Origin of the sequence: Rivihabitans pingtungensis, from assembly GCF_003201855.1 — a bacterium.
Classification (GTDB): Bacteria; Pseudomonadota; Gammaproteobacteria; order Burkholderiales; family Aquaspirillaceae; genus Rivihabitans; species Rivihabitans pingtungensis.
In genome coordinates, this window is sequence record NZ_QJKI01000022.1 from 46855 (window position 1) to 68370 (window position 21516).

Annotated in this window: 16 protein-coding genes; 8 read left to right on the plus strand and 8 right to left on the minus strand. The window is 66.2% G+C overall.

What is annotated here, in order from left to right; all coding sequences use genetic code 11:
* Positions 1-25: 25 nt before the first annotated feature.
* Together recB and recC are read right to left on the minus strand one after the other, a co-directional pair.
* Positions 26-3727: an exodeoxyribonuclease V subunit beta gene (recB, locus tag DFR34_RS13520; RefSeq protein WP_158281835.1), complete on the minus strand. Its 3702-nt coding sequence runs from the start codon at positions 3725-3727 to the stop codon at positions 26-28.
* On the minus strand, positions 3727-7206 hold the full coding sequence (gene recC, locus DFR34_RS13525) for an exodeoxyribonuclease V subunit gamma (protein WP_211309420.1): 3480 nt from the start codon (positions 7204-7206) through the stop codon (positions 3727-3729). Before recC ends, recB begins: the two co-directional genes overlap by 1 nt.
* Positions 7207-7308: 102 nt before the next feature.
* Between recC and DFR34_RS13530 the strand changes: the two genes are divergently transcribed.
* From DFR34_RS13530 to DFR34_RS13540, 3 genes are all read left to right on the plus strand, one after another.
* Positions 7309-7647, plus strand: a complete 339-nt coding sequence (locus DFR34_RS13530; RefSeq protein WP_110391696.1) for a hypothetical protein — start codon at positions 7309-7311, stop codon at positions 7645-7647.
* A gap of 87 nt (positions 7648-7734) precedes the next feature.
* Positions 7735-9117, plus strand: coding sequence for an argininosuccinate lyase (gene argH / locus DFR34_RS13535; RefSeq protein ID WP_110391697.1), 1383 nt, complete (start codon positions 7735-7737; stop codon positions 9115-9117).
* Between the two features lie 365 nt (positions 9118-9482).
* Complete coding sequence (locus DFR34_RS13540) at positions 9483-9878, plus strand: hypothetical protein (RefSeq protein ID WP_110391698.1); 396 nt, start codon at positions 9483-9485, stop codon at positions 9876-9878.
* A 90-nt stretch (positions 9879-9968) separates the two neighbouring features.
* Here the strand turns inward: DFR34_RS13540 and DFR34_RS13545 are convergent, their stop codons facing one another.
* Entirely contained in the window at positions 9969-10397 is a 429-nt protein-coding gene (locus DFR34_RS13545; RefSeq protein WP_110391699.1) for a TOBE domain-containing protein, read from the minus strand.
* Between the two features lie 249 nt (positions 10398-10646).
* Here DFR34_RS13545 and DFR34_RS13550 point away from each other — a divergent pair, with 249 nt between their 5' ends.
* From DFR34_RS13550 to DFR34_RS13565, 4 genes are all read left to right on the plus strand, one after another.
* Positions 10647-11465: a TOBE domain-containing protein gene (locus DFR34_RS13550; RefSeq protein WP_110391700.1), complete on the plus strand. Its 819-nt coding sequence runs from the start codon at positions 10647-10649 to the stop codon at positions 11463-11465.
* A gap of 130 nt (positions 11466-11595) precedes the next feature.
* Complete coding sequence (modA, locus tag DFR34_RS13555) at positions 11596-12348, plus strand: molybdate ABC transporter substrate-binding protein (protein ID WP_110391701.1); 753 nt, start codon at positions 11596-11598, stop codon at positions 12346-12348.
* Between the two features lie 75 nt (positions 12349-12423).
* Complete coding sequence (modD, locus tag DFR34_RS13560; RefSeq protein WP_110391702.1) at positions 12424-13278, plus strand: ModD protein; 855 nt, start codon at positions 12424-12426, stop codon at positions 13276-13278.
* Between the two features lie 30 nt (positions 13279-13308).
* Positions 13309-13701 (plus strand): NifB/NifX family molybdenum-iron cluster-binding protein, encoded by a 393-nt coding sequence (locus DFR34_RS13565; RefSeq protein WP_110391703.1) that lies wholly within the window; start codon positions 13309-13311, stop codon positions 13699-13701.
* Between the two features lie 93 nt (positions 13702-13794).
* Here DFR34_RS13565 and DFR34_RS13570 read toward each other — a convergent pair whose 3' ends face one another.
* The 5 genes from DFR34_RS13570 to DFR34_RS13590 all read right to left on the minus strand — a co-directional run bounded on the left by DFR34_RS13570 (position 13795) and on the right by DFR34_RS13590 (position 20346).
* Entirely contained in the window at positions 13795-14991 is a 1197-nt protein-coding gene (locus DFR34_RS13570) for an amino acid aminotransferase (protein WP_110391704.1), read from the minus strand.
* 207 nt (positions 14992-15198) lie between these two features.
* Positions 15199-15894 (minus strand): class I SAM-dependent methyltransferase, encoded by a 696-nt coding sequence (locus tag DFR34_RS13575; RefSeq protein WP_110391705.1) that lies wholly within the window; start codon positions 15892-15894, stop codon positions 15199-15201.
* Positions 15895-16303: 409 nt separating this feature from the next.
* The gene (gene ccsB, locus DFR34_RS13580; RefSeq protein WP_110391706.1) at positions 16304-17449 is read right to left on the minus strand and encodes a c-type cytochrome biogenesis protein CcsB; all 1146 of its coding nucleotides are present in this window, start codon (positions 17447-17449) and stop codon (positions 16304-16306) included.
* A complete protein-coding gene (locus tag DFR34_RS13585; protein ID WP_245906894.1) occupies positions 17449-19413 on the minus strand; it encodes a cytochrome c biogenesis protein ResB in 1965 nt (654 codons plus the stop codon). Before DFR34_RS13585 ends, ccsB begins: the two co-directional genes overlap by 1 nt.
* Positions 19414-19722: 309 nt before the next feature.
* On the minus strand, positions 19723-20346 hold the full coding sequence (locus tag DFR34_RS13590) for a c-type cytochrome (RefSeq protein ID WP_110391708.1): 624 nt from the start codon (positions 20344-20346) through the stop codon (positions 19723-19725).
* 303 nt (positions 20347-20649) lie between these two features.
* Here DFR34_RS13590 and yihA point away from each other — a divergent pair, with 303 nt between their 5' ends.
* Positions 20650-21294, plus strand: a complete 645-nt coding sequence (yihA, locus tag DFR34_RS13595) for a ribosome biogenesis GTP-binding protein YihA/YsxC (RefSeq protein WP_110391709.1) — start codon at positions 20650-20652, stop codon at positions 21292-21294.
* Positions 21295-21516 lie beyond the last annotated feature (222 nt).

Genomic DNA, 21516 nt, shown 5'->3' on the forward strand with positions numbered 1-21516 from the left:
GCAGGCGGGCAAATACGGCGGGGACTCATGCGCGGCCCCCGGCAAACAGCTGGTCCAGCGCGTCCATCTCGGCGGCGCTGGGGCAGGCATGCCACACGCCGTGGCCGTGGCCGTCCCAGCCGCGCAAAAACAGATACAGCGCGCCGCCCAGGTGGCGTTCGCACTGGTAGTCGGGCAGGCGTTCGCGCAGGTGGCGGTGCAGCGCCAGCAGATAAATCGCCGCTTGCAGGTCGTAGCGCGACTCGGCCAGCGGCGCGGCCAGCGCGGCCGGGGCGTAGTCGGCGCGCAGCGGGCCCAGCCAGTTGGTTTTGTAATCCACCACGTAATAGCGGCCGTCGTGACACAGCACCAGGTCGGCAAAGCCTTTGAGCATGCCGTTGAGCGTGTCGGCGGCCAGCGCCGGGCGCGGCAGGCCGGGCAGCAGCATGGCGCGGGTGTGGGCGTCCAGCGCCGGCAGCGGCAGCTGTTGGGCGGCAAACCAGAATTCCAGTTCGGCCTGATAGGCGCCCAGCCCGGCCAGGGTGGCCGGCGCGCCGGGCAGGCCCAGCGGGGTGTGCAGCCAGGCCAGCAGTTGTTCGGTCAGCGGGTCGATCAGTTGCGGCCATTGGCGCAGCGCGCAGCCGCGCGCCACGCGGTCGCGCAGCGCCGACGGGTTGGCGGCCACGGCGGCAAAGCCGGTGTGCGCCATCCATTCCAGCAGGCTGTGCACAAACACGCCGCTGGCGGCGCCGGGCGGCAGCGCATCCAGCAGCGCCGGCAGGCCGCCCACGGCGCTGGCCGGCTCGCGCTCGGCGTCGGCCTGGGCTTCCTGGGCCACGTCGTCATGGGCGGATTCAGCCAGCGGCGCGGCCTCGGCGTCCAGGCGCAGGGTCAGCCCGCTATAGCTGCTGATGCGCCAGGGCGCGGGCGGGCGCAGCCAGCAGGCGCGGGCGGCGGCCAGCGCCGGGGCGTCGGCGGGCGGCGGCAAGCGCGCCGGGGCCAGGCTGGGGTCAAGCTCAGCCCAGGCCAGCTCGCTGGCGGCGGCGTGTTCGGCGTCCAGCCAGTCGCGGCACAGTGCCGGCACCGCGGCATCGTCGATGGGCGCGCCGCCGTTGAGCAGGTGGCCCAGCGCGCTTTCGTGCAAGGTGTTGCTCTTGCCGCGCCCGCGCCTGAGCGGGGCGATGCCCAGCCACAGCGCGTGGCGGGCGCGGGTGACCGCCACATAAAACAGCCGCAGGTCTTCTTGCAGGCGCTCGCGGTCTTGCGCCAGGCGCTCGTCTTCGCGCTTGAACAGCGACAGCGCCGGCCGATAGGCGTCGCCGTCTTTTTGGTGATAGCGATAGGCCGGCAGCCGCGCGCCGTCCACCGGCCGGTAGCTGGCGGCAAACGGCAGCATGGCCAGCGGATATTCCAGGCCTTTGGATTTGTGGATGGTCACCACCCGCACCAGGCCGGCGTCGCTTTCCAGGCGGACAATGCGCTCGTCGCCGCCGCGATCGGGCCGGGCGATGCGCTCGGCCAGGCGGCGGATCAGCGCGTGTTCGCCGTCCAGCAGTTCGGCGTCGGCGTGCAAAAGCTCAGCCAGGTGCAAGAGGTTGGTCAGCGCGCGTTCGCCGCCGTCGCGCGCCAGGCAGCGCGCCGGCACATCAAAGCGGTGCAGCAGCTGGCGCAGCATGGGCAGCACGCCTTGCCGCCGCCAACAGGCGTTCAGCGCGACAAAGCGCTCGACTTCGGCGTCCCAGTCGCGCGCGCCGGCCTCGCTTTGCGCGTCCAGCCGGGCATAGGGCAGGTCCAGCGTGGCGGTGGCCAGCGCGGCGCGCACCCAGCGCTCTTGCGTGGGTTCGGCGCAGGCGCGCAGCCAGTGCAAGAGGTCGGCGGCTTCGCGGCTGGCAAACACCGAATCGCGGTCGGACAGATACACGCTCTGGATGCCGCGTCGAGTCAGCGCCGCGCGCACGCTTTTTGCCTCGCCGCCGTCGCGCACCAGGATGGCGATGTCGGCGGCGGTGAGCGCGCGCCAGCCGCCGTCGGCGTCGGCAAAGCCGGTGTCGCCGGCTTGCGCGCCAGCCAGCAGCGCGCACACCTGGGCGGCGCAGCGCTCGGCCATGCGCTCGCGGTAGCTGGCGGCGTTCAGCGGTTCGGCGTCCAGCCACACCTGCAAGGCCGCCAGCGGCGCGCCCTGGTGGTGCAGGGTTTCCCGCCGGCCGGCGGCGCGCACCGGCTGAAATGGCAATAGCGGCGCGCCCGCGTCGTCGGCAAAGGCAAATGCGCCGCCAGGGCGGGCCTCGGCGCGGGCGAACATGGCGTTCACCCGCGCCACCATGGCCTCGGTGGAGCGGAAATTGGTGTCCAGGGTGACATGGCGGCCGTGGGCGGCGGCGCGGGCGGTGAGGTAGGTAAAAATATCGCCGCCGCGAAAGGCGTAAATCGCCTGTTTCGGGTCGCCAATCATCGCCAGCAGCGTGCCGGGGTGCGGCGCGGCCACCCGATACAGCGCATCGAGGATGCGGTACTGGCGCGGGTCGGTGTCCTGAAACTCATCCACCAGCGCCGCCGGAAACTGCTGGCGAATGGCCGCCGCCAGCCGGCCGCGCTGCTCGGGGTCGGGGTGGCTGGCGTCGGTCTGCAAGGCCTGGTCCAGGCGAATCAGCAGGTCGTCAAAATCCATCACCGCTTCGCGGCGCTTGTGCGCGTCCAGCACGCGGCCCAGCCACTGGCTGGCGTGCGCCAGCACGCCATGGTGAAACGGCGTCAGCGCCGCCAGCTGGCTGTGCAGCGTCGCCAGCGCGCGCAGCGGCTCGCACAGCGGCGGGCCGTCGCCTTTCCAGATCTCCGCCAAGAAGTCTGGCGACAAGCGGCTCCAGTCCAGGCTGTCGTCCAGCTGCGCCAGATGCGGCTGGCTGGCCCAGGCGTCCAGCGCGTCCAGCAGTTTGGCCAGGGTGGCGGCGCGCAGGCGGTTGCCGTTATACGCCTTGGCCGCTTGCCAGTCGGCAAAGCGCGCGCGCAGTTCCGCCACCCGCTCAGGCCAGCCGGTTTTGAGCGCGGCGGCTTCTTGCAGGCTGTGCTGACGCCCGTGCGCCAGCGCCAGCGGCCCGCGCCAGACGGCGGGCGGCGCGGGCAGTTCGCCCAGCAGTGGGCGCAGGGCGTCGGCCAGTTGGTCCGGGGTGGCCCAGTGCACGGCCACGGCGGCAAAGTCGGCGTCGGACAGCGGATAGACAAAGGTGCGCCAGTAGTCGCGCACGCTGTCGGCGTAGCGCGCGCCGTCGTCGCTGTCCAGGCTTTCGTCAAACAGATTGCCGCTGTACAGCGCGTGCTCGCGCAGCATGCGCAAACACCAGCTGTGGATGGTGGAAATCGCCGCGTCGTCCAGCAAATCGGCCGCCAGCGCCAGCCGCCGCGCCGCTTGTTCGCGGCCCATGCCGTCGGCTGCGTCCAACTCGCCCAGCAAACCCAGGCTGAAGGCGTCGGCTTCGGCGGCCGGGGCGTCGCGGCGCAGCCAGTCGGCCAGGCCGGTGAGCCGCTGACGGATGCGGTCGCGCAGCTCGCCGGCGGCGGCTTCGGTAAAGGTCATCACCAGAATCTGGCTGGGGCTCAGCGCCGGCAGCCGCGCGCCATCGTCGGGGCCGTGGCCCAGCGCCAGCCGCACATACAGCGCGGCCAGGGTATAGGTTTTGCCGGTGCCGGCGCTGGCCTCAATCAGCCAGCTGCCGGACAGCGGCAGGGTCAAGGGGTTCAGCGGCTGGCTCATCACAAACATTCCTTGGGCGACAGGGTGGCGTGCAGCAGGGGCAGATACAGGCGCTCGGCCCAGTCGCGGGCGCGCTCGCCGCCGGCCAGCAGCGCCGGCCAGTCGGGGTAGGCGCGGGCCAGATAGGGGTCGTCGTCCACTTCGCCGCGCAGATTCCAGCCGCCGATAAAGGTCTGGCTGGCGGCCTGCCAGGCGGCGGCTTCAACCTCGGCCGGCTCGTCGTCGGCGTGGCGCAATCGGTATTGCAGATAGGCCAGCGTGGTTTTGCAGGCCAGCGGCAGCGGCGCATCCAGCCCGGTGCGCCAGGCCTCGGCGACGCTGTCCAGCAGGCTTAGCGCCTGTTCTGCGGGCATGGCCGGCCAGCACAGCGGGCCATTGTCGCCGTCGTCGCTGGCCAGCAGGCAGGTGCGCAGCGGGGTGTGGTCGGCGTTCACTGCCAGGTGGGCCAGCCACGGCGCCAGCAGGCGCTCGGCGCGCCAGCCGCCGCTGTGGCGCAGCGGGTGCGGCAGGGCCAATAGCCGCAACAGGCCGGCCTCGCTGTCGTGCAGCTCGCGCACCCAGTCCTCCAGTTGCAGGCCGTGCGCCAGGCTCAGGCTGATTTCGCGCGCAGGCCGCGCCGGGCAGTGCGCGGCCTGCGCCTGCCAGGCTTGCCACACCGGGGTGACTTGCTCGGCCAGCGCGGCAAAGCGCGCCTCGGCGGCTTGCAGCGGCAGCACGCCTTCGCGTTGCCAGCGCGCCAGCTCGGCGGCGCACACCGCCTCGGCCGACAGGCCATCGCGCGCGCCGCGCCGCAGCGCGGCAAACAGCCGCTCGCGCAGCGCGTAGCCATCCAGGCCAGACAGCTCGAAGGGCTCGTGCTCCAGCAGGCTGTCGTCGGCGTTGGCAAAGTTCACCCGCAGCCGGCGCTGAAAAAAATGCGCGGTCGGCCGGCGCAGCAGCCGCGCCAGCTCGGTGACGCCCACCAGGGTGACGGCCGGCGCAGCGGGCGGCAGCGCCGTGGGGGCGGCATCGGCGCGGTCGTGGGCGGCGCGCCATTCGCTGGCGTAGGTGAACAGCCGGGGGTCTTCGCCGCTGAAATAGCGCGGGCTGAACGGTTGCAGCGGGTGTTCGCAGCTGAGCGCCGCCAGCAGGCGCTCGCCGCTGGCCTCGGGGTCGTCGGCCAGCCGCCAGCCGGCGGCCAGCGCGTCGCGCAGCTGACCAATCAGCATCGACGGCGGCAGCGGGCTGTTGTCGCGCACGCTGCGCCCCACCCAGCTGATATGCAGGCGTTCGCGCGCCGACAGCAGCGCTTCCAGCAGCAGATAGCGGTCGTCGTCGCGGCGGGCGCGGTCGCCGGGGCGCTGGCCATACGGGCGCGCCATCAGGTCAAAGTCGCTGGGCGGCTGGCGACGCGGATAATCGCCGTCGTTCATGCCCAATAAACACACCACGCGAAACGGAATCGCCCGCATCGGCATCAGCGTGCAGATATTCACCGCGCCCGCCAAAAACTGCTGCGACGGCGCGGCTTCGTCCACCCCGGCCAGCCAGCCTTCGCGCGCCACCGCCAGCGGCAGCGCGGCGTGCAGCCCGGCGTCGGCGCAGGCGCTCAGCCAGTCTTCCAGCGCGCTGTCCAGCCGCAGCAGCATGCGCCGCTCGTGGTCGTCGTCCGGCAGCAAAAAATCCGCCATCAGCTGGCGCAGGCGCTCGCCCCATTGCGCAGGCGCGGCGGGCTCGGCCAGCACGCGCGACCAGCGGCGCAAGGCGTCCACCAGTTGCGCCAGCGGTCCCAGCGCGGCCACTTCCAGGCCGGCGGCCTCGTCGCAGGGCTGGATGCGGCCATCCCAGGCGTCGCCATCGCCCACCGCATAGCCCAACAGCAGCCGCTCCAGGCCAAACGCCCAGCTGTTTTGGTTCAGGCCGTCGGGCAGGTTCAGTTGGGCGCGCTGGTCGGCGTCCAGCCCCCAGCGCACGCCGGCCTGTTCCGCCCACTGGCGCAAGGCCGGCAGCTGGCTGGCTTGCAGGCCAAAGCGGCGCGCCAGCGCTGGCGCGTCCAGCAGGTCAAACACCTCGCTGACGGTAAAGCGCGCGTGCGGGCTGGCCAGCAGCGCATCCAGCGCGCGCAATAGCGGCGAGCTGTCGCGCGCGCGCCGGTCGGCCAGGGTGAACGGCAAATGGCGCGGGTCGCCGGGCGGAATGCGGCCAAACACCGCGCGCACATGCGGCGCGTAGGCGGCCACATCCGGCGTCATCACCACAATATCGCGCGGCGCCAGCGGCGCGCCGGCAGCCTGCGCCGCCTCGCAATAGGCCAGCAATTGGTCGTGCAGGATTTCCACTTCGCGCTGGCGACTGTGGGCAAGGTGAAAACACAGCGAGTCATCGTCCGCCGCCACCGGCTGGCGCGCCTCGGGCGAGGCCGGCGGCGGGGTAAGATCAAAAATACCGTGTTGCAGCTGGCCCAGCAGCCGGCTGGCGTCTGGCTCGGTGAATAAATCAATGCGCTGGCCCTGGCTGGCCAGTTGCGGCTGATAGCGCTCGGGCTGGTCGTATTGGTCCAGCAGCGCCAGAAAATCCCGGCCATGCCGGCCCCAGGCGGCCAGCAGCGGCTGGTTGTCGGCGTACAGGCTGTCGCGGCTGGGCAGCGCGCCAGCGCCGCGCCGCGCCAGGCGGCGGGCGATGGTTTTCGGGTCGTCCAGATCGCCCCAATAATGCTGGCAGGGGTTGTGCACCGCCAGAATCACCTGGCAATGGCGGCCCAGCGCCGCCAGCGCGGCCAGCGCCTGCTGCGGCAGGGCGGAAATGCCAAACACCACCACCCGGCGCGGCAAGGCCGGCGGGCGGCTCGGGGCGGCGGCCAGCGCCTGCAAAAACTGCTGGTGAATCTGCGCGCGGCCGATGTCCTGATGGCCGTCGGCGGCAATATCGGCCAGCAGCGCGCGCCACAGCGCCGGCTGCCAGCGGTCGTCGTCCGTCAGCGCCCGCCACTGCCCGTCCGCCTGCGCCAGGCCATCGCGCCCGGCTTGCCAGTCAGCCAGCCAGTCGGCGCGGTACACCTGGTATTGGTCAAACAGTTCCGCCAGCTTGCCGGCCAGCTGAAACAGCTTGCGGCCGTCGTCGTCGCCGGCCAGAAACCCCCGCAGCACGGCAAACTCCGGCCCGGCGCTTAAGGCTGGCAACAGCCGCATCAAACGCCACACCAGGGTGCGCCGCTCCAGCGGCGAATCGGCCGGCACGGCATCCGGCCCCAGCACATCGCGGTAAGCGCGCCACAAAAACTGCGACGGCAGCTGCATGCTCACCGCCGCGCTGACGCCATCGCCGCCGGCCAGCGCCAGCTTCAGCCACTGGCCCATGCCCTGGCTTTGCACCAGGATGATTTCGTTTTCCAGCGGCGCCAAGGGCTGGCGGCGCAGCCAGGCGGCCAGCACATCGCGCAGGTCTTCCAGCTGGTTGCCGTGCCAGATCATCAGACCGGGGTCGAGTTCGCCAGCGGCCATGGCCTCATCCTCTGCAAGCAGGTGTAAAGCGCTTGATGATAAACGCTTGTTGCCCGCTTCGGGTATCATCCCGCCATCCCACTCTACACCCCGAGGTTCGCCATGTTGCTGCTGACGCGCTCTCTGGCGCTGGCTGGCGCGCTGCTGGCCGCTGTTGCCGCCGCCCAGACCATTGACGATGATTTGCTGGCCGCGCAGATGAATTACCAGCGCGCCACCCGCTTTGCTGAAAAAGCCCGGCAAGAGGCCGATCTGGCTCGCCAAAACCGGCAGAACGCCGAAGGCCAGCTGGTGACCGCCCAGCGCGCGCTGGATGCCGCGCAGGCCGAGCAGGCGCGCGCCGAGGCGGCTGAGCGCGATGCGGTCACCGATCTGGGCCTGGCTCGCCAGCGGCTGGACGCCACCTGGGGCGTCAAGCAGCAGCGCAGCGCCCAGCCCTGAGCCGCGCGGCTGATATAATCGCGTTTTTACCCCGATTTCGTCGCCTGCCGCAGGCCGGCGACGCCCATCTTTTCAGGACACTTCGCCATGCAAGACGCGCACGCCTGGTCCGGCCGCTTTTCCGAGCCGGTTTCCGAACTGGTCAAAAAATACACCGCCTCGGTTGATTTCGATAAACGCATGGCCGCGTTCGACATCCAGGGCTCGCTGGCCCACGCCGCCATGCTCACCCGCGCCGGCGTGCTGTCCGAAGCCGACTTGAGCGCCATCGAAGCCGGCATGGCCGAGATTCTGCAAGACATCCAGGAAGGCCGCTTTGAATGGAGCGTGGACCTGGAAGATGTGCACATGAACGTGGAAAAGCGCCTGACCGACAAAATCGGTGACGCCGGCAAGCGCCTGCACACCGGCCGCAGCCGCAACGACCAGGTGGCCACCGACATCCGCCTGTATCTGCGCGACGCCATCGACCATATCGTTACCCTGATTGCCGCGCTGCAAACCAGCCTGCTGGATCTGGCCGAACAGCACGCCGACACGGTGATGCCGGGCTTCACCCACTTACAGGTGGCGCAGCCGGTGACCTTTGGCCACCATATGCTGGCCTATGTGGAAATGCTCGGCCGCGACGGCGAGCGCATGGTGGATTGCCGCAAGCGGGTTAACCGCCTGCCGCTGGGCGCCGCCGCGCTGGCCGGCACCACCTTCCCGGTGGATCGTTTTTACACCGCCCAGCTGCTGGGGTTTGACGACGTCTGTCACAACTCGCTGGACGCGGTGTCCGACCGTGACTTTGCCATCGAATTCACCGCCGCCGCCTCGCTGGTGATGGTGCATTTGAGCCGCCTGTCGGAAGAGCTGATCCTGTGGATGAGCCCGCGCGTGGGCTTTATTGATATTGCCGACCGCTTTTGCACCGGCAGCTCGATCATGCCGCAAAAGAAAAACCCGGACGTGCCCGAGCTGGTGCGCGGCAAGAGCGGCCGCGTCACCGGCCATCTGCTGGCCCTGCTGATGCTGATGAAGTCGCAGCCGCTGGCCTACAACAAGGACAATCAGGAAGATAAAGAACCGCTGTTCGACACGGTGGACACCCTGATCGACACCCTGCGCATCTACGCCGACATGATGCGCGGCGTCACCGTCAAACCCGAAGCCATGCGCGCCGCCGTGCTGCAAGGCTTTGCCACCGCCACCGACCTGGCCGACTACCTGGTGAAAAAGGGCGTGCCCTTCCGCGACAGCCACGAAGTGGTGGCCCGCGCCGTGCGCCACGCCGAAGTGCAGGGCGTGGACATCGCCGACTTGTCGCTGGACGTGCTGCGCCAGTTCAGCGCGCTGATTGACGACGACGTGTACGCCGTGCTGACCCCGGAAGGCTCGCTGGCCCAGCGCAACCACATCGGCGGCACTGCCCCGGCACAAGTGCGCGCGCAAATCGCCCGCCATCGCGCCCGCCTGCAAGGCTGATTGCTGGTCGGCTAAGCGCCGCTGAAAACCCCCTTGAGGTTGTTCGCGGCCTTGCCATACGGCGTGTACGGTTTGCGGTCACACGCCTGGCCAGGGCCGCTTCGCTGAGTGCTGTGAGTGGTTCTCCCTGGTTGACACGCCCCGCCCGGTTTGCCGGTGCGGGGCGTTGTCTTGTCTGCCGGATGGCGTATGGCATGTGTGCGACAATCGTTGTATATTTTGTTATACATCGAACAGCTGCTCGTGGTGGTGTTGGTGTAATTGGCTGATTTAAATGAATAAATAAACTGGCATGGCATCTGCTGGGCATGAAAGACAGGCCACCGGCCAGGCGGATGGCAAAAACAGCAAGCAGGAGGCGCGCGATGAGACTGGACAGGCAGCAAGGACAACAAAGCTGGGCAGACACCATACGCGCGAGCGCGGCAGCCGTGGAGGGCGCGCACAACTGGCGCGGCTATTTGCCCGACGCCTGGGCCGATCGGGTGGAAGCGCCATTGTGGGTAGAAGAGTTCCAGGAATACCAACTGGACGCCCAGCGCTGGGTGGGCTACGACGCCGACGAGCAGCCGTGCTACACCGCCCACCATTACGCGCTGCCGGCGCAGGATGCCAGCGCGGGCGCGGCGGTGGCGTATTCAGAAATGCTGGCCGCCTGGCGGCTGCGTGACGAGCGCTGGCTGGTGTTTCGTTTGATCGGCGCCGGCGGCGCCACCCTGCCGCGCGGATTTTATGTGTTCAGCCCGGAAATGCCGCGTTAGGGCGGGCGTTGGTGAAATCACCACTGTCCCACGCGGTGGATAGCTTCTGGATTTCCGCTTGCGCGGGATGCGGCGGTGGGTGCGTCGCGGTCAGGCCGGCACGCCCAGTACCACATGGCTGGCCTTGATCAGCGCGGTGGCCGGCGCGCCTTCGCGCAGGTCCAACTCTTTGATGGCGTCGTTGGTGACCACGGCATACACCACCGTGCCGCCGGGCAGGGTGAGCGCCACTTCGCTATTCACCGCGCCGCGCGTCAGCGCGCTGACCACGCCCGCGAGCTGGTTGCGCGCAGAAAAGCGCATGCCTTCGCCGCCAGTCAGCAGCATCACCAGCGGCGCTTTGACATAGGCCACGGCGCTGACGCCCACCGCCAGCCCCAGCGCCTGAACGCTGTTGGCGGTGACCACGGCCACCAGCACATCGCCACCCGCGGTGGTGAGTTCAACTTCGGCGTTGACGGCGCCGCAAACCACGGCGGTGAGGGTTCCGGCAAAGACATTGCGGGCGCTGACTTGCATGATGAGGCTCCTGGGTTGACGTTGACTGGTTGGCAAAGCTGAATCTGAATGCGCGGCGCGGGGCTGAGTAACGCGCACAAAACCGCACAAGGTCGGGCTGGCGCGATGACATGGCGCTGGTTTTGCTTGTCAGCAGGGTTGACTAACTGACTATACAGCCTTCAAGCATGCAGCATGCCAGCCTGGCCGGTGTTTCCGGGCCGTCTGAGCTGGCAAAATGGGTTTGGGCTTATTTTACCGGAGAGCGTTATGCATCCTTCTTTACCACGCTTGCGCGGCAAGCTGGAAGTGGACACCGAGCTGGGCACGTTTTTGGGCGACACCCGCATCCGCCTGCTGGAAGCCATTGCCAAGCATGGCTCGATTTCGCAGGCGGCCAAGGCGGTGCCCTTGTCTTACAAGGCGGCGTGGGACGCCATCGACGCCATGAACAATCTGGCCGAGCATCCGCTGGTCACCCGCGTGACCGGCGGGCGGCACGGCGGCGGCTCGACGCTGACGCCGTATGGCGAAAAAGTGGTGGCGCTGTACCGCGCGCTGGAAAGCGAATATCAGGCCGCGCTGGACCGTCTGGCCGCCAATATGCACAGCAGCGAGCACGGTGATTTTGCCCAGTTCCGCCAGTTGCTCAAGCGCATGTCGATGCGCAGCAGCGCGCGCAACCAGTTTGCCGGCACGGTGTGTGCGCTGCGTGAAGGCGATGTCGATTACGAAGTGCGCCTGCGCCTGGACGCCGATAACGAGCTGGTGGCGGTGATCACCCGCGAATCGGCCGAGAATTTTCAGCTGCACATGGGCCAGGAGCTGTACGCGCTGGTGAAGTCCTCGTCGATTTTGCTGCTGACCGACAACAAGGTGAAAACCACCGCGCGCAATCAGCTGTGGGGCGAAATCAGCCGCATTGTCGATGGCCCGGTCAACGCCGAAGTCACCCTGGTGATGCCCGGCGGCAAATCGCTGTGCGCCGTGGTCACCCACGACAGCCTGGAACGGCTGGGGCTGGAAGTTGGCGGCAAGGTGTGCGCGGTGTTCAAGGCTTCAGCGGTGATTCTGTGCACCTATCAGTAAGCGTCGCCTAAGAGCCGCTCACAAAACCCTCCTGGCGTCGTTGCACGGCCTTGCCGTCTGCGGCCGCGCGTCTAACCAGGATTGCTGCGCGATCAATCAACCCATTTTTCACCCACCCAGGAGTTTTGCCATGTGGCGTCCCGTTCTGACCTCTGCCGCCGTGCTGCTGGCCTTTGCCCCCTTGGCCCAAGCTGACGAAGTTGCCGTCGCCGTCGCGGCCAATTTTACTGCGCCGATGCAAAAAATCGCCGCCGAATTCGAGAAAGACACCGGCCACAAGGCGGTGCTGTCGTTTGGTGCCACCGGCAAGTTCTACGCCCAGATCACCAATGGCGCACCGTTTGAGGTGCTGCTGTCGGCCGACGACGAAACCCCGGCCAAGCTGGAAAAAGAACAAGCTGGCGTGGCGGGCAGCCGCTTTACCTACGCCATTGGCAAGCTGGTGCTGTGGTCGGCCAAGCCGGGCTATGTGGACAGCAAGGGCGAGGTGCTGAAAAAAGGCGAGTTTGCCCGCCTGTCGATCGCCAACCCGAAAACCGCCCCTTATGGCCAGGCGGCGATGGAAGCCCTGGACAAGCTGAAGCTGTTGCCCGCGCTCCAGCCCAAGATCGTGCAGGGGGAAAATATCTCGCAGGCGCATCAGTTTGTCGCCACCGGCAATGCCGAATTGGGCTTTGTCGCCCTGTCGCAAGTGTATGTGGACGGCAAGTTGACTTCCGGCTCGATGTGGCAAGTGCCAGGCACGCTGTACAGCCCGATTCGCCAGGACGCCGTGGTATTGAACAAGGGCGCCGGCAAGCCGGCGGTGCAAGCGTTGATGACCTACCTGAAGAGCGCCAAGGCGCGCGCGGTGATTCATTCCTACGGCTACGATTTGCCCTGACTGATGGCGGCAGGCGGACGCTGGCGCGCGCCTTGCTCGTGTCTGGTGTCCCCTTGCTGCTGCGATGAGCCCGCCATGAACCCCTACTGCCTGCCCGATTCCCTGCTGGAACAGTTATTGCACGAAGACAGCCCATACGGCGACGCCACCAGCTTTGCCCTGGGCCTGGGCGCGCATCAGGGCGAGCTGCATTTTGCCGCCCGCCAGGCGATGACGCTGTGCGCCAGCGAAGACGCCCAGCGCATGGCGCAGATGCTGGGCCTGCACATTGATCAGCCTGCCCGCGCCAGCGGCGCCCGACTGGTTGCCGGCGAGCCTATCCTGACGGTGAGCGGTGCGGCCGATGCGCTGCATCGGCTGTGGAAGCCGGCGCAAACGCTGATGGAGTATCTATCAGGGATTGCCAGCGCGGTCAGCGCGCTGGTGGACGCCGCCCGCGCGGTCAGCCCGGATATTGGCGTGGCCTGCACACGCAAGACGTTTCCCGGTGGCAAGGTCGCCTGCATCAAGGCGGTGTTGGCCGGCGGCGCCGTGCCGCACCGGCTGAGTGTGTCGGAAACCCTACTGCTGTTTGCTGAACATCGCACATTTTTACCCGACGCCAGCCCCGAGGCCATGCTGATGGCGCTGCGCAGCTGGAGCGAGCGCAAGACCGTGGTGGAAGTGGCCGACCCGGCCGAAGCGCGCCGCTGGATCGACGCCGGCGCCGAGGTGATTCAACTGGAAAAATGCCCCCCGGCCCAGCTGGCCGAGGTGGTGGCTTACGCCCGCCAGCGCGCCGCGCCGCCGCTGATTGCCGCCGCAGGCGGCGTGCACGCCGGCAACGCCGCCGACTACGCCCGCGCCGGGGCCGGCCTGCTGGTCAGCAGCGCGCCCTACCACGCCGCGCCGCGCGATGTGGCGGTGAGCATGCGGGCGCGTTGCGCCTAGACGGATTTTTGTTTTTCACTGTGACCGACCATGAAAATCGCCATTGCCACCGATAACTACACCCGCGTCGCCGGCCACGCCGGCAAGGCGCGTCACTGGCTGCTTTACCTGCTGCACGGCCACACTCCGCAACAACTGCTGCCGGCGCCCACGCTGATCAAGCTGGCCCCCGAGCAGGTGATGCATCACTTCAAGGACGACGCCCCGCACCCGCTGGATGGGGTGGATCTGGTGGTGGCCGGCAGCGCTGGCGAGGGCTTTATCCGCCACATGCGCGAGCGCGGCGCCGATGTGCTGCTGACCGGCGAAGACGACCCGGCCACGGCGCTGACGCAAATCCTGGCCGGCGAAGCGCTGCCCGACCCGCGTTTTGACGTCACCACCACGCTGTGCAAATTGCGCGATTTGTTTTCGCGGCATTGAGCGTATGCACCAACAAAAACCCCCGCTGTCACCAGCGGGGGTTTTTGTTGGCAGCCAAACTAGCGCAGCGCCAGTTTGGCTTGGGGCGCTGAATCAGCCCTTCAGCACGGCGGCCATGGCGTCGGCCACGTATTCGACGTTGCGGGTGTTCAGGCCGGCCACGCACATGCGGCCGGAGCGCACCAGGTAAACGGCGAACTCTTCGCGCAGGCGGTCCACTTGTTCCGGGGTCAGGCCGGTGTAGCTGAACATGCCGCGTTGCTTGACGAAGTAGCTGAAGTCGCGGCCCGGCACCTTGGCGGTCAGCACTTCAAACAGCTTCTGGCGCATGGCCTTGATGCGCACGCGCATTTCGGCGACTTCGCCTTCCCAGATGGCGCGCAGTTCTGCGGTGTTCATCACTGCAGCGGTCACCTGACCGCCGTGGGTCGGCGGGCTGGAGTAGTTGCGGCGCACGGTGAACTTCATCTGGCCCAGCACGCGGTTGGCTTCTTCGGCGTTCTGGCAGATCACCGACAGGCCGCCACAGCGCTCGCCGTACAGCGACAGGTTCTTGGAGAACGAGTTGCTCAGCAGGAAGCTCACGCCGGCTTCGGTCATGGCGCGAATGGCGAAGGCGTCTTCGTCCAGGCCGTCGCCAAAGCCCTGGTAGGCGATGTCCATGAACGGGATCAGCTGGTTGGCCTTGGCCACGGCGATGACTTGCAGCCATTGCTCTTGGTTCAGGTCCACGCCGGTGGGGTTGTGGCAGCACGGGTGCAGCAGGACGATGCTCTTGGCCGGCAGCGACTTCAGGGTGTCGAGCATGGCGGCAAAGTTCACGCCGCCGGTGCTGGCGTCGTAGTACGGGTAGTCGTGCACCTTGAAGCCAGCGCCTTCGAACATCGAGCGATGGTTATCCCAGGTCGGGCTGCTGACCCACACTTCGCTGGCCGGGAAGTAGCGCTTGAGCAGGTCGGCGCCGATCTTGATGGCGCCAGAGCCGCCGATGGTCTGGATGGTGGCGATGCGGCCTTCCTTGACGGCCGGGTGCTCGGCGCCAAACAGCAGGTGTTGCACGGCCTGGCGATAGTTGGCGGCGCCTTCCATCGGCTGGTACGGGCGGGCGGCCGGCTGGGCGGCGCGGGCGGCTTCGGCCTGACGCACCGATTCCAGCAGCGGAATGCGGCCGGCTTCGTCGTAGTAGAGGCCGATGCCCAGGTTCACCTTGGATTCGCGGGTATCTTTGTTGAAGGTTTCGACCAGGGTCAGAATCGGGTCGCCGGCGTAGGCGTCTACATGTTCAAACATGGCAAAACAGCATCCTGTAGAGGTTGTGGGCAGCGGTCAGGGGCGACGCCGCCAGGGCATAAGCAGGGGTGGAACGCATTGCCGCACCATGACAGTGCAGTGAATCGACAATGAATGCCAATCATCCCCCAATCCGGGGCGGCGGGCAATTGCTTATGCGCCGTTGGCGTGGCTATCGTGCGACATTTCTGGCGCCCACACCGGCGCTCAGCCCGGCGGGAGCGGATGCAACAGATGCACGCGCATCGGCTGGATAAACAGCCGGCCATCGTCCACCGGCTGGCCCGAGCGGGCAAACAGGGCGCTGAGCTCGGCCTGATGCGCGGCAAAGCGCGCTTCGCGCTCGTGATTGGCTGACACCAGCCGCTCGCGAAAGGCGGCAAAGTCGGCCAGCACCACCGGGTGGAGATAATCAAACGTCTGCGCCAGGCGCAGGCGCGGGTGGGTGAGCACGGCGTGCTGGGCGGCGGCGCGCACTTGGGTTTCGTCGTCCACGGCGCGGCACAGGGCAAAAAACTCACCTTCAGCCAGCGGTTCGGCCACGTACACCACGCCGTCGGCGCGCAGCACGCGGCAGGCTTCGTTGAGCGCGGTGGCCATGTGTTCGCCAGGGATGTGGTGCAGCGAGTTGAAAAACACCACGATGTCGGCGCTGGCGTCGGCAGCGGGCAAGGCCTGACCCACGCCTTCGACGATGGTTTCGTCGGCCACGCGTGCGGCCGCGTGCGCGGCGGCCAGCTGGCGCGGGCTGCATTCCACCCCCAGCACCTGCGCGCCATGGCGGGCCAGGTGACGCACCAGATGGCCATTGCCGCAGCCGACGTCGATCAGCTGTTTGCCGGCTACCGCCAGGGTGTCGGTGAGCACGTCCGGGTTGCGGCGAATCGGGCGGGGGTCGGTCATGGTGGGCGCCTCTGAAGTGAGCAGATAGTTCACATTGTAATAGAGTGTTTGCCGCGCGGGCTATAAATGGAAAGAGGCCGCCCAAAGGCGGCCTCGTGACGGAGCATAACGTACAAACAACTCGTGACTTCAATGAAATGATGCAGGTTGAAGACTCGCCGCACGCACAAGGCGCAGGCGCTGGGTTGGCGACATGCTGCACAGAGACGCAGCTCCGGCCGGTGAAGGGTCTACGCGCCGGGAAAACGCGTGCAGGCGGTGAGGAGCATCGCTCCAGGTCTTTCCGCCGATCAGACCACCGGCAACTTCGGGCAAACCGGCTGGATGGCAACCGGTTTGTCAGGGCGGCACGATTGCTGCCGCCCTGAAGTCAGTAAAGACGGTTTCGGTCAGGAATACAAGAATTTTTTTACAGCGTGCCGTAAGAGTGCAAACCGGTCAGGAACATATTCACGCCGATAAAGGCAAAGCTGGTGACAAACAGCCCGATCACCGCCCACCAGGCCAGCACCGCGCCGCGCCAGCCCTTGACCAGACGCACATGCAGCCAGGCGGCGTAATTCAGCCAGACAATCAGCGCCCAGGTTTCTTTTGGATCCCAGCTCCAGTAGCCGCCCCAGGCGTCGGCCGCCCACATGGCGCCCAGCACGGTGGCGATGGTGAAGAACAAAAAGCCCACGGCGATGGCCTTGTACATCACCTCGTCGATCACTTCCGGCTTGGGCAGCTTGTTGGTGAGGATGCCGCGCATGGCCAGCAGCTCCGCCACGCCCAGCATGGCTGACAGGGCAAAGGCGCCATAGCCGACAAAGTTGGCCGGCACGTGGATTTTCATCCACCACGATTGCAGCGCCGGAATCAGCGGCTGGATTTCATGCGCCTGACGGTCGAAGGTGTACCACAGGATAAAACCCACGGCGGCGGAAATCACCACCAGCACAAAAGCGCCCATCTGCCGGGCCTGATAGCGCGCTTCGTAATACAGATACATCAGCGCGGTGATCAGACAGAACAGCACAAACACTTCGTACAGATTGGACACCGGGATATGGCCGACATCCGCGCCAATCAGATAGCTCTCGCCCCAGCGCACAAACAGGCCGGTCAGGCCCAGCACGGTGGCGGCCCAGGTCAGCCCGCTGCCGACGCGGTTGAGAAAATCCGAGCGGCGCAGCAGGCCCAGCCAGTACACCGCCGTGGCCAGAAAATACAAAAAACACATCCACATGATGGCCGATTGGCTGCTGAGCAGAAACTTCAGCCCAAAGCTGGTTTGCCCGCGCGCCAGATCATCGCCATACAAGGCCAGCCCGCCCAGCGCCAGCGCGCCGGACAGTGGGAAATACCATTGCCAGCTTTTCCAGAACCAGCCCAGCGCAATCAGGCCCAGCGCCGAGCCGGCCAGAATGCCTTGCTCGTAGCCATCCATGGCGTGGCCATAGCGGGAATACGCCACGCCGGCGGCGGCCAGCACCACCAGGGCGTACAGCCAGTCGCGGCCATTAAGCTGGCGCAGGGAAAACCCCGGCGCGTGCAGCGGTTGAACCAGTTCCATCATTCACCTCTTGCCAGTTGTTGCAGCGCATTGCTGTGGCGCTCGAAATCCCGATCCAGGTCGCTGGTCTTGCGGTTGGACGCCATCGCCACGCGGACCTGATCAGACTTGACCAGCACCCACACGCGCAGTTCGCGGATGTAAAACATGCAGATGATACCCAGCACCAGCAGCACCGAGCCAAGATAGACGATAGTCTTACCCGGCGAACGGGTGATTTGCAGGCCGGTGGCCTTGACTTCGTCAAAACTGTCCAGCTGCATGAACACCGGCGCGCCGTAGTCAAACAGGGCGCTGACCCCCACCAGGCTGTCGATCAGGAAGCGATAATTGGCTTCGTTGACCGGTCGGCGCGGCAGGCCAGCGCGCTCGCGCGCCACGGCGTCCACCTCCACCACGGCGCCCTGCACGATCTTGATATAGGTCTGCGCCACGTCCTTGCGCTTGTCCTTGGGCACCCGCTCATCCAAAAAGCTTTCCAGCGCGGCAAAGCCGCCCTGGCCAAAGCGGTCCAGCACCCAGCGCACGCTTTGCTCAAACGGCTCGCGCATTTCGCGGCCAATCGCCTGGCCGGCCAGCGCTTGCGCCGCCACCCGGCGAGCGACTTCGCTTTGCACCTTGGCGTCCATCAGCGCCGCGCGCAGGCGCATAAAGTCGTCCAGGCTATTGTTGTCGTCCAGCGGCAGGCGCAGATAGGCAAACGGCTGCGCCACTTCGCTGCGCATGCCGGCCATCATGTACGGCCGGCCATCCTGGCTGATTGGCGACATGTACAAATGATATTCGCGCGCCTGGCCCTGGGCATCGCGCAGCTTGTAGGTGATCGACGGCCCCAGATTGCGCAGCTGCTTGTCGTGCTTGACCTGGCCGGCGCTCTGCATTACCTCCTGGAAGGTTTTGTTCACGCCCATGGCGGCGTTGTTGTCGCCGACGTTCTCGATATTGAAAGTGCGCAGCTCGCCGGCTTCCAGCTGGTAGCGCTGGCTATTGATTTCCACCGGCTGGTTGCCCAGCGATTTGGCCGCCAGGGTTTGCGCCGGCGCGTTGGGCACGCCCAGGTTCCAGGCCTTAAAGCGCAGCGGCGAGCCGCCATCGCCAAAGCTGGCCTGATAAATCGCCACGCCGTCGATGATCAGCGGGTGGTTCACCTTCACCGTGGCCACGGTTTCCTTGCCGGTTTGCTTGTCGGTCACCACTAGATCGCTGGCAAACAGCTTGGGCATGCCGGTGCTGTAATAATCGACATGGAATTTTTTCAGCGTCACCAGGAAGGGCAAATCCTGCACAAAATAACCATTGCCGGCATTCAGAAACACCACATCAGCCGTGCTGTTTTCCGGGATGGTGACATTGCCGCGAAACGACAGATTGCTGGTGGATAGCCGGCTTTGCGGCGGAATCTGGCTTTGCGGAATATCCCGGGTTTCTGGCACGACCTTGCCAAACAGCTCCGCCACTTTCAGCGGCACATTGCCATCCAGCAGGCCGCCCAGACAAATCACCACCAGGGCGATGTGCGCCAGAAAATACCCCAGCTTGTTGGCCGCGCCCTTTTTGGCCGCCACCAGCACGCCGTCTTCGCGGCTGGCCTCGCGCACCAAAAACCCCTGGCCGCGCAGATAGGCGCTGGCCTGGGCGGCGCTGACGCCCGCCGGCAGCGCCACGCTGTGCGACATGGCCGCCAGCGAGCTTTCGCTGGCTTTCTCGCGGTAGCCCTTCATGTCCTTGATAAAACCCGGCGCATTGCGCCAGATGCACAAGCTGGTGGACAGCACCAGAAAAGCCAGAATCAGCAAGAACCACGAAGAATGGTACACATCGAACAGGCCCAGCCATTCAAAGCCGGTAAACCAGAACTGGCCGAATTCCACCACATAATTGGGGTAGGGTTCGTTTTGCTTGAGCACGGTGCCAATCACCGAGGCAATCGCCAGCAGGGTCAGCAGGCTGATGGCAAAACGCATGGAGCTGAACAGCTCGTAGAGGCTGGCGAGCGCAGGGCTCGAGCGGGAAGGCGCGCGCATAGGCATTCACGTCACAATCAGACTCCGCCACGGCCGGCGCAAGCGCCGCATATTGCGGAGGAAAAATCTATCAAATCGCCGTCAGCCGGCGTCCGGGCGGCAGTATCGCATGGCGCGCTGCGGGCGGCCATGACGGCCAACGGCCCGCGAGCAGACAATGCGCGCGGGCCGTTGGCAGGACAGCGCCGCCGCTGGCAAATAAACCAGCGCGGCTTGGACGAAACGCCGTCGAAAAAGTTGCGTCCGGGATCAGCGCAGGCCGGAGATATACTCGGCCACGGCTTTGATCTGGGCGTCGGTCATCTTCAGGGCGATGTCGCGCATCACCGTGTTGTTGGCGCGCTCGCCGCTGCGGAAGGCGGTCATCTGCGCCACGATGTAGCCAGCGTGCTGGCCGCCCAGACGCGGGTATTGGGCCGGAATGCCGGCGCCGCTGGGGCCGTGGCAGGCCATGCAAGCCGGGATCTTGGTGCTGGCCACGCCGCCCTTGAAGATTTTCTTGCCTTCCGGCAGCAGCGCCTTGTCGGCAGCGTCACGCGGCTTGATCTTCTGTTCAGAGAAGTAAGCGCCGACGTTTTTCATGTCTTCCGGCGACAGCGGAGCGGCCATGCCCATCATGATCGGGTTTTTGCGCGCGCCCGACTTGAACTCGGTCAGTTGCTTGACGATGTAGTCGGCATGCTGGCCGGCCAGGCTGGGGTTGGCGGCGGCAACGCTGTTGCCGTCCGCGCCGTGACAGGCGGCGCACACTTGCTCGACCAGCACTTTGCCCTTGGCCGGATCCGCTTTGGCGGTCGGAGCAGCCGGCGAGTTGGCAAAAGCAAACCCTGCCGTCGCGAGGCCGGCCACAGCCAGCAGCTTGGTAACCTTCATGAGAACTCCTTGAGATTTTTGGCCCAGCGGCGCCCGCCCGGCCCGAGGACCGCACAATCGGGCGCGAACAGCAAGCTTGACCGCTGTCGGAAAGTAGAATTTTGAACCTTACTATTCTATACCAAAGGGATTTGCCGTTGCCACTGGCCCGAGCAGGGTTTTGGTGAAAATACGCAGTGGCCACGGCCAATTAGCTTGATGGCATGGGCCGGGCGGGCAAAAAAAGCGCTGGCCTTGCCGACCCTGCGCGCAGACAATATCGTCTTTGCCATCCGGCGCGCCGCGCCGGCCTGAAAGAATGCCATGCCGCTGTTTCAAAACGCCGCTTTTTTCACTACCGTCAATCACTTGCGCGACCTGCCGGACACCCGCGCCGAAGTGGCCTTTGTCGGCCGCTCCAACGCCGGCAAATCCAGCGCCATCAACACCCTGGCCAACCGCACCCGGCTGGCTTATGTCTCGAAAACCCCTGGCCGCACCCAGCACATCAATTTTTTTGACCTGGGCCACGAACGCTTTCTGGTGGACTTGCCCGGTTATGGCTACGCCGAAGTGCCGGAAGCCGTGCGCGCCCACTGGGTGGAGCTCCTGGGCCGCTATCTGGGCGAGCGCAGCTCGCTGATTGGCCTCTTGCTGATCATGGACGCCCGCCATCCGCTGAAAGACCTCGACCGGCGCATGCTGGACTATTTCACCCCCACCGGCCGGCCGGTGCATATTTTACTGTCCAAAGCCGACAAACTCAGCCGCCAGGAACAAGCCACCACCCTGCGCAAGGTCAAGGCCGAGCTGGCCCAATACGGCGACACCGTCAGCGTGCAATTGTTCTCCAGCCTGAAAAAACAGGGCATGGACACCGTCGAGCAAGTGGTGCAAACCTGGTTTGACGCGGTGGACGCCGCCGAGGTTGGTGCGGTGGATGCTGACAATACCGCCGCCGACGACTAAGAGCCGCTAACAAAACCCCCTGGCGTTGTTGTGTGACCTTGCCGTACTTGTTGTACTGTCTGCGGTCACACGCCTAGTAGCCAGTCACGTTGAAACGCGAGGATAAAGACGAGCAAGCTTACGTCGGGCATCCTGAGTGGAGAACTTCCACTTGATGGGGATGGCTTTGGCGTTGCGTTCACGCACATTGGCCTCAACCTCGCGTCGCAACGTTTCTTCATC